Source organism: Streptomyces sp. NPDC107522, assembly GCF_055657525.1.
On sequence record NZ_JBVKAU010000005.1, the window covers coordinates 113277 to 124985 of the forward strand.

General features: G+C 71.1%; 11 protein-coding genes and 1 pseudogene. 4 read left to right on the forward strand and 8 right to left on the reverse strand.

Translation table 11 applies throughout. From position 1 onward, the window contains the following. Nucleotides 1-82: 82 nt before the first annotated feature. Together ACZ7L6_RS17645 and ACZ7L6_RS17650 are read right to left on the reverse strand one after the other, a co-directional pair. The gene (locus ACZ7L6_RS17645) at nt 83-559 is read right to left on the reverse strand and encodes a hypothetical protein (protein WP_471924760.1); all 477 of its coding nucleotides are present in this window, start codon (nt 557-559) and stop codon (nt 83-85) included. 190 nt (nt 560-749) lie between these two features. Next, nucleotides 750-1241 (reverse strand): annotated as a pseudogene (locus ACZ7L6_RS17650) (GDSL-type esterase/lipase family protein); the annotation flags it as partial. Nucleotides 1242-1539: 298 nt separating this feature from the next. Here ACZ7L6_RS17650 and ACZ7L6_RS17655 point away from each other — a divergent pair. Next, entirely contained in the window at nt 1540-2166 is a 627-nt protein-coding gene (locus ACZ7L6_RS17655; protein ID WP_471924762.1) for a TetR/AcrR family transcriptional regulator, read from the forward strand. Here the strand turns inward: ACZ7L6_RS17655 and ACZ7L6_RS17660 are convergent. Then, complete coding sequence (locus tag ACZ7L6_RS17660) at nt 2149-2997, reverse strand: helix-turn-helix transcriptional regulator (RefSeq protein ID WP_471924764.1); 849 nt, start codon at nt 2995-2997, stop codon at nt 2149-2151. The genes ACZ7L6_RS17655 and ACZ7L6_RS17660 overlap by 18 nt on opposite strands. 119 nt (nt 2998-3116) lie before the next feature. Here ACZ7L6_RS17660 and ACZ7L6_RS17665 point away from each other — a divergent pair, with 119 nt between their 5' ends. Next, a complete protein-coding gene (locus ACZ7L6_RS17665) occupies nt 3117-3971 on the forward strand; it encodes an NAD-dependent epimerase/dehydratase family protein (RefSeq protein ID WP_471924766.1) in 855 nt (284 codons plus the stop codon). 98 nt (nt 3972-4069) lie between these two features. Here ACZ7L6_RS17665 and ACZ7L6_RS17670 read toward each other — a convergent pair whose 3' ends face one another. Genes ACZ7L6_RS17670 through ACZ7L6_RS17685 form a run of 4 tightly spaced genes read right to left on the reverse strand, consistent with a single transcriptional unit; the run spans nt 4070 to nt 8057 of the window. Then, nucleotides 4070-5311, reverse strand: coding sequence for an MFS transporter (locus ACZ7L6_RS17670; protein ID WP_471924768.1), 1242 nt, complete (start codon nt 5309-5311; stop codon nt 4070-4072). Beyond that, a complete protein-coding gene (locus tag ACZ7L6_RS17675) occupies nt 5308-6642 on the reverse strand; it encodes a GH1 family beta-glucosidase (RefSeq protein WP_471924770.1) in 1335 nt (444 codons plus the stop codon). Before ACZ7L6_RS17675 ends, ACZ7L6_RS17670 begins: the two co-directional genes overlap by 4 nt. Nucleotides 6643-6698: 56 nt before the next feature. Continuing rightward, complete coding sequence (locus ACZ7L6_RS17680) at nt 6699-6965, reverse strand: protealysin inhibitor emfourin (RefSeq protein ID WP_398830137.1); 267 nt, start codon at nt 6963-6965, stop codon at nt 6699-6701. Nucleotides 6966-6986: 21 nt separating this feature from the next. Next, complete coding sequence (locus tag ACZ7L6_RS17685; RefSeq protein WP_471924772.1) at nt 6987-8057, reverse strand: M4 family metallopeptidase; 1071 nt, start codon at nt 8055-8057, stop codon at nt 6987-6989. Nucleotides 8058-8377: 320 nt separating this feature from the next. Here ACZ7L6_RS17685 and leuA point away from each other — a divergent pair, with 320 nt between their 5' ends. Continuing rightward, nucleotides 8378-10099 carry a 2-isopropylmalate synthase gene (gene leuA / locus ACZ7L6_RS17690; RefSeq protein WP_471924774.1) on the forward strand — a complete coding sequence of 574 codons (1722 nt, stop codon included), beginning with the start codon at nt 8378-8380 and terminating at the stop codon, nt 10097-10099. Between the two features lie 295 nt (nt 10100-10394). After that, nucleotides 10395-11093: a TerB family tellurite resistance protein gene (locus tag ACZ7L6_RS17695; protein ID WP_471924776.1), complete on the forward strand. Its 699-nt coding sequence runs from the start codon at nt 10395-10397 to the stop codon at nt 11091-11093. Here ACZ7L6_RS17695 and ACZ7L6_RS17700 read toward each other — a convergent pair. After that, nucleotides 10985-11494, reverse strand: coding sequence for a DUF6234 family protein (locus ACZ7L6_RS17700; RefSeq protein ID WP_471924778.1), 510 nt, complete (start codon nt 11492-11494; stop codon nt 10985-10987). The genes ACZ7L6_RS17695 and ACZ7L6_RS17700 overlap by 109 nt on opposite strands. Nucleotides 11495-11709 lie beyond the last annotated feature (215 nt).

Below are 11709 nucleotides of genomic sequence, written 5' to 3' on the forward strand. Positions count from 1 at the left end.
TACAGCGCCGTAGAACGTAGGGCGCCGTAGAGCCGTAGAGCGTACGGCGCCGGGACCGCGCCCCTTCACCGCGTCACGCGCCTCAGTCGAACACGAACGGGCCCGGCGACTGCGGCCCGGTCGCCGTGCACGTGATGGTGATGCCGAAGACGGTCATCTGCAGCGAGCCGCCGAAGGCCTCCAGGCTGTCCCCGGAGGCGACGGCACCGCTGAGGGGGCCGACCTGGACGGGGTCGCCGGCGGCCATCGCCGGGTTCTCCGTGCCGGTGAAGGCGACGGTGCCGCCGCTCGCCTTCACCAAGGTGAGCGTCGAGGCGATCGAGTCCTCCGACAGCGCGATCGGCGCGGTGATCGCGGAGGAGTTGACGGTGACGGTGGCGGCGGTGCCGTCCTGTGTGGCCGTGAGGGTGGCCTCGCCGCCGCCGAAGCTGCCGCAGTCGGCGGTGATCGTCGCGGTGTCGGGGGTGACGGCGAGGGCGGCGGGCGCGAAGGCCAGTCCGGTGACCGCGAGGGCCCCGGCCGCCAGTGCCGCGCCTGCTCCGATGCGCATGCGTCTCATGGGGATCCGCTCCCTTTCGAGGTGGGGGAATTCCTGCGTGTGGGGGTGGGAGCTGCTCGGCAGGTGGGTGCGGACACACTGCGTGGAGAGCGTCGAACTGAATCTGACGGTCCGTCGGATCCGTCGTTCCCATTGATGCGCGTGGGGCGAGGGTCGGCAAGGGTGATTTCCGGCCTCAACTACCCACGGGTCAACTACCGGCCGTCCCAAGCCCCTTGACCTGCACCGCCGCCTCGGTCAGCGTCGCCAGCCGCGCCCCCAGCACCCGCGCCCAAGCCCGGTACCCCTGCGCCGAGGGGTGGAAGCGATCCGCGGCCAGCCAGTCGCCCGCGTGCTCCGGCGGGCCCCCTGAGGGAAGGTGGAAGACGGCGGCTCCCCTCGTGGCCGCCGTCTTCAGCTGATGGTCGAGCACGCGGATGTACAGGGCCAGCGGCAGGCGCACCCGGCGCGGCAGCGCCGCCAGACGGTCGACCGACGGCAGCCCCGCGAACACCATCGGCACGTCCTCGCCGAGGCGCAGCCGGACGTCCCGGATCAGGCGTTCGGCGTCCCGGCGGAAGGTGCGCGGCCGGCGCAGGCGCATCGCGTCGTTCGTGCCGGCCACGACGACGACCACGTCCGGCCGCCAGCGGGTCGCAGGGTCCGTGAGGCCGGGCAGCAGTCCCTGCCGAACCCTCGCCGGCGTCGCCCCCCGCCTTCGCCGCCACCCGCCAGGACACCGCCCTCCCGGTCATGGCCGACACCGCCTCCGCCAGCTGCCCCGCCATCGCCTCCCGGTGCTCGGAGGCCCCCACGCCCGCCGCCACCGAGTCCCCGATCACGGCCATCCGCAGCACAGGCTCCTTGCCGTCGGTCGTGCCGGTGTCGGCCCCCGCCGCCTCGGGCAGCCGTACCAACCGGCCCCGCATGCCTTTCGTGAACACGTCGATCCCCCGTCCGTCGGCGCCATAACGGCGTCATAACAGCGTTATCCTCGCCCCGTGTCAACAGCGGATACCCGCCGCCTTCTCCTCGACGAAGCCGCCCGCGTGCTCGCCGAGGAGGGTCCGGCCGCCCTCAGCGCCCGACGCCTGGTCAAGGCCGTCGGGGCCTCCACCATGGCCGTGTACACGCACTTCGGGTCCATGCCGGGGCTGGTGCGCGAGGTGATGCGGGAGGGCATCGCCCGTTTCGAAAGCCGGGTGGGCTCGGTGGGGGAGGGCGACGACCCCGTGCGCGAGGTCGCCGAACTCTGCCGGATCTACCAGGAGTTCGCCCGTGCCGAACCCGACGTGTACGCCGTCATGTTCGGCGGCTCGGCCATCGCCGGGTTCGAACTCACCGATGAGGACCGCCAGATGGGCGTACGGCTGCTGCGCTATCCGCGGGACGCCATCCGGCGGTGCGCCGCGGCCGGGCGGTTCCGTAACGACGCCGACGCCGATCTCCTCGTACGGCAGCTGTTCGTCCAGATGCACGGACTCGCCCAGCTCGACCGCGCCGGTTACATCATCGGAGTCCGCGGGCCGGACGATGTTCTCGCCGGTCTGCTGCGGGACTTCGCCGTCGCGGCCGGGGACGATCCCGAGCGGGCCGCCGAGTCCGTACGTTCAGGTCTTGCTGGGTGACATGTCCTGCAGGCCCACCACCCGCAGGAGCTGAAGGCGCTCGTACGCCTCCGTGCCCGGACGGGCGGTGTGGACGACCAGGAGGTGGTGGTGCTCGTGGCTGACCATGACCTCGCAGTCCAGGTCCAGGAGGCCGACCAGCGGGTGCACGAAGCGCTTCGTCGCCCGGTTGCGCTGCGACACCTCGTGCTCGTCCCACAGGCGCGCGAACTCCTCGCTCGCCGCCCGGAGTTCGGCGACCAGCGCGGCCGGTTCCGGGTCGTCGGGGCGGGCCGCGGCCACCGCGCGCAGGGTGGCCACGTGGGCGCGCGCGTGGCCCGCGAGGTCCTCCTCGGGGAAGAGGGCGCGCGCGGCCGGGTCCAGGAAGAAGAGGCGGGTCAGGTTGCGCTCGCGCCGCGGGCGGGACATCACGTCGCCGACCAGCGCCCTGGCCATCGCGTTCTGGGCCAGCACCTCGCCGCAGTCGTTCACCACCTGTGCCGGGGTGTCGTGCAGCCGGTCCAGGATCAGCAGCAGCCCGGGACGCACATGCGCCGACGCCGTCTCGCGGCGCGGGGGTTCCTCGCCGGCCAGGTGGAAGAGGTGGTCCTGCTCGACGTCGGTCAGGCGCAGCGCGCGGGCCAGGGCCGTCAGCATCTGGCGGGACGGGCGCGGGCCCCGGGACTGTTCGAGGCGGGTGTAGTAGTCCACCGACATGCCCGCCAGCTGCGCCACCTCCTCGCGGCGCAGGCCCGGGGTACGACGCCGGGGGCCCGGGGCCAGGCCCACGTCCGGCGGGGTCAGCCGGGCACGGCCACGGCGCAGGAAGTCGGCGAGTTCGGCTCGGTCCACCTCTCCAGCGTGCGGGACGCCGCGCGGCTTATCCAGGGACTGCCGATCCCCTGATCAACGGGTCTCTCCCGCCGCTTCCGGCTCCGGCCGAGGCTGAAGAGCGACGAGAGGAGCAGAACATGCTGACGTTGGTGACAGGTACGACGGGGCAGGTCGGCCGGCGCTTCGTGCCGAGGCTGCTGGCGCAGGCCCGGCCGGGGGAGCGGGTACGGGTGCTGGTGCGGGACGCGACGCGGGGTGAGCCGTTCGCCGAGCTGGGCGCCGAGGTCGTGGTCGGTGATCTGCGGGACACGGAGGCGCTCGGCAAGGCGGTCGCCGGGGTCGACGCGGTCGTGAACGTCGCGGCCTCCTTCCGGGGCGTGTCGGACGAGGAGGCGTGGGCCGTCAACCGTGACGCGGCCGTGGAGCTGGGGCGCGCCGCGGTGGCCTCCGGCGTGCAGAGGTTCGTTCAGGTCAGTACGGGGCTGGTGTACGGCGTCGGACGGGGCTGGCCGCTGACCGAGGACGACGAGTCCCGGCCGGGCGGGGCGATGTGGGGCGCCTATCCCGAGTCCAAGGGGCACGCCGAGCGGGAGCTGCTCGCGTTGGAGGGGCTGGATGTGCGCGTCGGCCGGCTTCCCTTCGTCTACGGGGAGGGTGATCCGCATCTTGCCCAGTCGCTGATGTGGGCCGGGAACTGGGCGGCGACGCAGCGGCTGCACATGGGGCATCACGCGGATGTCGCCCAGGGGCTGCTGCGGATCCTTCATGCGCCGGGGATTGCGGGTCGGATCTACAACATCGCCGACGATGCGCCTGTGACGGCGGTGGAGTTGCACCAGCTCAACGGGGTTGAGGTACCGGAGGAGTTGTACGGCCGTACTGATTCTGATCCGTGGCTGGCGATCACCTCCACGGAGCGGATTCGGCGGGAGCTGGGGTATCGGCCGGTTTATCCGTCTGTCTATGCGGCTCGGGACGCGGGAGCGCTCTAAGGGGGTGCAGTGATCGGTCGTCGGGCGGCTGCGGGTTTCGTTGTGGCTTGTCGCGCAGTTCCCCGCGCCCCTTGGGCGCGCTGCCCAACCGGCCCTGATCAGTCCACGCCCCTGATCCGGCCCACCAACACCGCCCCCGCCAAGCCGATCACGGCCGCCACCCCGTACAACACCCGGTAGCCGCCCAAATACGTCACGATCGGCGCGGCCAGGGCCGGTGCCGCCACCTGGGGCAAGGCATTCGCCACGTTGATCACCCCGAGGTCCTTGCCCCGGTCGAGGGCCTTGGGCAGCACGTCGGTCATCAGGGCGAAGTCGACCGACATGAACACCCCCAGGGCCACGCCCAGCAACGCCGCCACGACGATCGCGCCCGCCCACGTCTGCCAGGCGGCCAGCAGGGCGGTGGCCGCCGCCATCAGCACCCCGGACCACATCACGAACGGTTTGCGACGCCCCACCCGGTCCGACCACACGCCGCCCACCACGACCGTGGCCAGCAGTGCCACGCTGTCCACCGCGGTCAGGATCAGTACGCCCTGCTCGGGGTCGTCGTGGTGGAGGCGGTCCCGCAGGTAATACAGCAGATACAGAAGCACCAGCGCGTTGCTGAGGTTGATCAGGAAGCGGGTCAGCCAGGCCCAGGCGAAGTCCGGGTAGCGGCGGGGGCTCAGCCAGAAACCGCTGAAGAAGGCCTTCGACGACCACACCGGCCGGTCCGCGACCCCCAGCCTGAGATCCCGGTGCCGGAGCACATACGGCAGCACCCCCGCCACCGCGAACACCGCACACGCCGCATACCCCGCCGCGATCCCGCCCGCCGCCGTCGCCAGCCCCGTCCCGGCGACGGCCCCGAGGATCTGCGCCGCCCCCAACCAGCCGCCGACCGCGCCCCGTTGCCGTCGCGGCACCCGGTCCGGCACCGCCGCCGTCACCGCCGCGAAGGCGGCGTTCAGCGTCAGCTGGACCAGGCACCAGCCGACCGCCATGGTCCACAGCCCACCCGCCCCGGCGAGCAGCAGCAGCGACAGCGCGCCGCCCGCCGAACCGGCCACGATCCACGGCGTACGGCGGCCCCAGCGGGCCGTGGTGCGGTCCGACAGGGCGCCGAAGAACGGGTTGGCCGCCAGCGAGACGGCCGCGCCCACTCCGGTCACCCAGGCCAGCAGCGTCTCCTTCGACATCCCCGTGCCGGGTGCGAAGTCCTCCGCCTGCTGGGCGAGCAGGATCTGCAGCGGGCCGTACCAGCCCACCCAGATCGCCACGTTGGCCAGCGACAGCGCCGCCGTCCAGCCCCGGCCGACCCGGTCGACCGGCTCGGCGAGGGCGTCCACCGTCATCTCTGCGCCCGGAGCGCGTCCCGCAGCCAGGCGTAGGACGCCTTCGGCGTCCTGGCGAGGGTCTCGTAGTCCACATGGACGAGCCCGAACCGTCGCGCGTATCCCTCCGCCCACTCGAAGTTGTCCAGCAGCGACCAGACGAAGTACCCGCGCACGTCCACGCCCGCCTCCACCGCCCGGTGCAGTGCGCGGATGTGGCCGTCCAGGTAGGCGATCCGCTCCTGGTCGTCGATGCCCTCGTAACTGCAGCCGTTCTCGGTGATGACGACGGGCGGCAGCCGGTCGCCGTAGCGCTCGCGGAAGCCGGTGAGCAGCTCCGTCAGGCCCTCGGGGACCACCGGCCAGCCGAAGTCCGTCGTCGGTACGTCCTCGATCTCCCTGACCGAGAAGGGCAGTTCGGCCGGCATGGTCACCCCGCCGAACTCGATCTCGGTGCCCTGCGGGGCGCCCACGCGGGTCGGCGCGTAGTAGTTGATGCCGTAGAAGTCCAGCGGCTCCGCGATGACCTTCAGGTCCGACGCGACATCGCCCGGCATCAACTCGCCGAGCCCGGCCGGGTATTCGCCCAGCAGCAGGGGGTCGGCGAAGAGACGGTTGAGCAGGACGTCGTAGAAGTCCGCCGCCTCCAGATCCGCCTGTTCCCGCGTCGCCGGCCAGGTCGGCCCGTGCGAGTTGGCGATGCCGATGTCCGTGGCGCCGGCCGCGCGCAGGGCCCGTACGGCGAGACCGTGGGCCAGCAGCTGGTGGTGGGCTACGGGGAGGGCGTCGAAGAGGAGCTGCTTGCCGGGGGCGTGGGTGCCGAGGGCGTGGCCGAGGAGGGTGTGCTCGGCGGGTTCGTTGACGGTGATCCACTTCTTGACGCGGTCGCCCAGGCGCTCGGCGACCACCGACACGTACTCGGCGAAACGGGCGGCCGTGTCCCGGTCGAGCCAGTCCAGCGCGACCGGCAGATCCCAGTGGAAGAGGGTCGGCACCGGCCGAACGCCCGCCGCGCACAGCTCGTCCACCAGGCGGTCGTAGAAGTCCAGGCCCTTCGGCGCGTTCACCCGCGGCCAGGAGATCGAGAAGCGGTACGCGTCCACGCCCAGGCCGGCGAGGAGCGCCACGTCCTCGGAGTAGCGGTGGTAGTGGTCGCAGGCCACCGCGGCCGTGGAGCCGTCCTTCACCTTTCCCGGCTCGGCCGTGAAGGCGTCCCACACGGACCGCTCGCGCTCGTCCGCCGCACCCTCGATCTGGTGGGCGGACGTCGAGACGCCCCACAGGAAGCCGGCCGGGAACTGAGGTATCGGTGTCGTCGCACCGCGCTCATCGATCGCCATGCGCCGGATCATCCGTACCGGCGGTAACGGAAGTCAACGCCCCGGCGTGAACTGCCCGTTACGCGCCCTTACGCTCCCTCCTTCAGCACCCGGGAGATCAGCTTGCGCTGCTCGTCCGTGAGCCGGGGATCGGAGCAGTACACCGTCTTGCCGTCCACGGTGATCTGGTAGCTGAAGCCGTCCGGGACCCCGATCGGGGGCGTGCCCCGGCCGTCCGCGACCGCGCGTTCGGCCAGGGCCTGCCACTCCTGGGCGTCGGGCCGCCCCGAGGTGTCCACCTCGGCGTGCCGCTCGATGCCCGCGAATCCGCCCGTGCGCCGTACCTGAATACGCATGGGTCCCTGTCTAGTACGGAGTCAGAGGATCCGCACCCCGACCTGCTCCCATGCCTTCTGTACGGCCTGGAGCTCCTCGCCGCCGTCGCCGAAGCGCTCGCGGGCGGCCTTGACGGTCAGCCCCGCGAAGTCGGTGAACAGGGCCCGGTCCGACAGCTCGCCGCCGGTCAGGACGTCGTACCAGATCTGTCCCGCCTTCTCCCAGGCGTGGCCGCCGAGCGCGGTGGCGGCCAGGTAGAAGGCGTGGTTGGGGATGCCGGAGTTGATGTGGACGCCGCCGTTGTCGCGGCCGGTGCGGACGTAGTCGTCCATGGTCGCGGGCTGCGGGTCCTTGCCGAGGACGTCGTCGTCGTAGGCGGTGCCGGGCTCCTTCATGGAGCGCAGGGCCTTGCCGGAGACGCTCGGGGCGAGCAGGCCGGCGCCGATCAGCCAGTCGGCCTCGGCGGCGGTCTGGCCGAGCGTGTACTGCTTGATCAGCGAGCCGAAGACGTCCGACATCGACTCGTTCAGGGCGCCCGGCTGGCCGTAGTAGGTGAGGTTCGCCGTGTACTGGGTGACGCCGTGGGTGAGCTCGTGGCCGATGACGTCGATCGGGATGGTGAAGTCGAGGAAGATCTCGCCGTCACCGTCGCCGAACACCATCTGCTCGCCGTTCCAGAAGGCGTTGTTGTAGTTCTCGTCGTAGTGGACGGTGGCGTCCAGCGGCAGGCCGTCGCCGTCGATGGAGTGGCGGGCGTAGGCCTTGAGGAAGAGCTCGAAGGTGGCGCCGAGGCCGGAGTAGGCGCGGTTGACCGTGGCGTCCTGGCCGGGCTCCTCGCCCTCGCCGCGGACCTTGGTGCCGGGCAGGGCGGTGCCGTGCTCGGCGTCGTGGATGCTGCGCAGCGGCTGGTCCGACGGTGCCTTCGCCGTCGGGGCGGCCGCGAGGGCGAACTCGGTCGTGACGCGGCGGCGGCCGCGCAGCTCGCTGTCGCGCATCAGGGTCCGCTGGGCGGGACCGGAGAGTGCGGGGTCGTCGTTCCGTGCCAGCTTGTCGAGGACGTGCGGCGGTACGACGGTGCAGAAGACGGGCTCGAAGCCCCCGTTCGTCGTCATGCCCGGCACCCTTGCACTGGGTCATGATGGTGTCACTACCCGCAACCATGATTGGTGAAATATGCGGACAGGGAGCGGCACGCTCCGTGACGAAGTGGTATGGCGCACTTTTTGTCCTATTGCTCCCCCGGGTCCCGCATACTGATACGACGCCTCGCATCCGAAGGAGCTCGGCTAGCATGCTGCGCATCATGCGTTTCGGGCTGCTTCTTCTTAGCTGCCGCGGCGAGGGCCTGTAGTCCAGGTCGACTCCCTCCCCGCGGAGCTTCGCGTTGCGTCGTCGGCCGTCCTTCCGGACACCCTGAGGAGCCCGAAGCATCATGGCGAACCGCCAGCAGCCCAGTTCCATGCCGATCCACAAGTACGGCCGCTACGAGCAGGTCGACATCCCGGACCGCACCTGGCCGGAGAAGCGGATCACCCAGGCCCCCCGTTGGCTGTCGACCGACCTGCGCGACGGCAACCAGGCCCTGATCGACCCCATGTCGCCCGAGCGCAAGCGCCGGATGTTCGACCAGCTGGTCAAGATGGGCTACAAGGAGATCGAGGTCGGCTTCCCGGCCTCGGGCCAGACCGACTTCGACTTCGTACGCTCCATCATCGAGGAGCCGGGCGCCATCCCCGACGACGTCACCATCTCCGTGCTGACCCAGGCCCGCGAGGACCTGATCGAGCGGACGGTCGAGTCGCTGAAGGGCGCCAAGCGCGCGACCGTGCACCTGTACAACGCCACCGCGCCGGTCTTCCGCCGGGTCGTCTTCCGCGGCTCCAAGGACGACATCAAGCAGATCGCCGTCGACGGCACGCGGCTGGTCATGGAGTACGCCGAGAAGCTGCTGGGCCCGGAGACCGAGTTCGGGTACCAGTACAGCCCGGAGATCTTCACCGACACCGAGCTGGACTTCGCGCTGGAGGTCTGCGAGGCGGTCATGGACGTCTGGCAGCCCGGTCCGGGCCGCGAGATCATCCTCAACCTGCCCGCCACGGTGGAGCGTTCGACGCCGTCGACGCACGCGGACCGCTTCGAGTGGATGGGCCGCAACCTGTCCCGCCGCGAGCACGTCTGCCTGTCCATCCACCCGCACAACGACCGCGGTACGGCCGTCGCCGCCGCCGAGCTGGCGCTGATGGCCGGCGCCGACCGGGTCGAGGGCTGCCTGTTCGGGCAGGGCGAGCGCACCGGCAACGTCGACCTGGTCACCCTGGGCATGAACCTGTTCTCGCAGGGCGTCGACCCGCAGATCGACTTCTCCGACATCGACGAGATCCGTCGCGTGTGGGAGTACTGCAACCAGATGGAGGTCCACCCGCGCCACCCGTACGTGGGCGACCTGGTCTACACGTCCTTCTCCGGCTCCCACCAGGACGCCATCAAGAAGGGATTCGACGCGATGGAGGCCGACGCGGCCGCCAAGGGCGTCACCGTCGACGACATCGAGTGGGCCGTGCCGTACCTGCCGATCGACCCGAAGGACGTCGGGCGGTCCTACGAGGCGGTCATTCGCGTCAACTCGCAGTCCGGCAAGGGCGGTATCGCGTACGTCCTGAAGAACGACCACAAGCTGGACCTGCCGCGCCGGATGCAGATCGAGTTCTCGAAGATCATCCAGGCGAAGACGGACGCCGAGGGCGGCGAGGTCACCGGCGGCGACATCTGGGCGGTCTTCCAGGACGAGTACCTGCCGAACCCCGAGAACCCGTGGGGTCGCATCCAGGTCAAGAACGGGCAGTCGACGACCGACACCGATGGTGTGGACACGCTGAAGGTGGAGGCCACGGTAGATGGCGTCGACACCGTGCTGTCCGGTACCGGCAACGGTCCGATCTCGGCCTTCTTCGACGCGCTGGCGAAGATCGACGTCGATGCCCGGCTGCTGGACTACCAGGAGCACACGATGAGCGAGGGCGCCTCCGCGCAGGCCGCCTCGTACATCGAGTGTGCGATCGACGGCAAGGTGCTGTGGGGGATCGGGATCGATGCGAACACGACGCGGGCGTCGCTGAAGGCGGTCGTCTCGGCCGTCAACCGGGCTGCTCGTTGACGGTTCGCTCTGTGAGGGAGCGGTGCGACTACGGATTTGCCGCGTTGGGTTGTCGGTCGTCTGCTGCACCGTCGTGGCTGGTCGCGCAGTTCCCCGCGCCCCTTTAGGGCGTTGCTGCGCCCCGGCGTTGAGAGGCCCCGTCCGCCGTGTTTCGGTGGGCGGGCTTCGCTCATTTCCGGCCATCGGCCTGTGCAGGTCACGGAAAGGTCTCGTCCGGGGTGCTGACTCCGCGTCCAGGATGTGGCTAACATCACGCAAGCGCGGCGATGTTGCCGCGGCATTACGGAGGTGCGACGTGCTGCCAGGACGGGGACGAGACGGCCGTGCCGCCAGGCTTGCGCGCATCCTGGGCACCCGTATCGCGTGGTCGGCCGTCGGGGACGGCGAGTTCTTCTGCCCCGGGTGCGGGGGTGACCGCAACTATCAGCGGCTGAGCGGACATCGTCGCTTCACCCTCCTCGGGGTGCCCGTGCTGCCGCGTGGTGAGACCGGGCCCGTCGTGGAGTGCGCGGCCTGTCGTCGGCACTTCGGTACCGACGTCCTCGACCATCCGACGACCACCCGCTTCTCGGCGATGCTCCGCGACGCCGTCCACACCGTCGCCCTGGCGGTGCTGGCCGCGGGCGGCATCTGTGCCCGTCCGGCGCTGGAGGCCGCGGCGGCCACGGTGCGTGCGGCCGGCTTCGACGACTGCACGGAGGAACAGCTGAACGCCCTGGTCGAGGCGCTGGCGGCGGACACCGGGCGGGTCTTCTCCGAGCCCTGCGGGGCCGGGCTGGCCATAGAGCTCCACGAGGCCCTGGACCCCCTCGCCCCTCACCTCGCCCCGGTCGGCCGCGAGTCCATCCTTCTCCAGGGCGCCCGGATCGCCCTGGCCGACGGCCCCTACACGCCCGCCGAACGCGACGTCCTGTCGACGGTCGGCGCCGCCCTCACCATCTGCGCCGAGGACGTGACCCGGCTACTGGCCGCGGCGGCGCGCACGCCGTCGTAGGCCCGGGCGCCCCGCTCCTCGTCGAACTGTGTGCCGCTCACGGCGATGACCAGGGCGGCGATGCCGACGAGCACCTGCAGACCGGTGCTGACGACGGCGCGGAGCCGGTACAGCAGTGCGGCGGTCAGCAGCACGACGCCGCCGACGACCCCCACGTAGACCCAGTTGGGCGTGAGATTGATGCCGGAGTTGTCCGCGGCGGGGTCGAACGGCTTCCAGCCGCTGTAGTCGACGCCGGCCAGGAAGGCCACGACGGCCCCGACGGCATCGAGGACGAGCAGCCCGACGGCCAGGGCGACGTCCCCGGCGACGGGCAGCCCTCGGCGCCCGGTGCGTGGGGGCGGCACGTTCTCACCGCGGAACTGCGGGAGGCCGCAGGGGCGAGAGCCGGGGACGGTCATGGGCACAAGCTTTCCCCGAAGACAGGGCGTGGTCCTGAGTACGCGTACTCAGGACCCGGCGCGTGGTGCGGACGTCAACCGGGCGCCGGCAGAGAACCCCTGGACTACTCCCCGGGGAGTAAAGCCCCCGTTCAGCCGCCCCTGGCAGTACCCCCGAACTCGCCCTCGCGCCCGACGATCCGCCCCCTCCGCGCCGGGAGTCTGGAACCGACCCA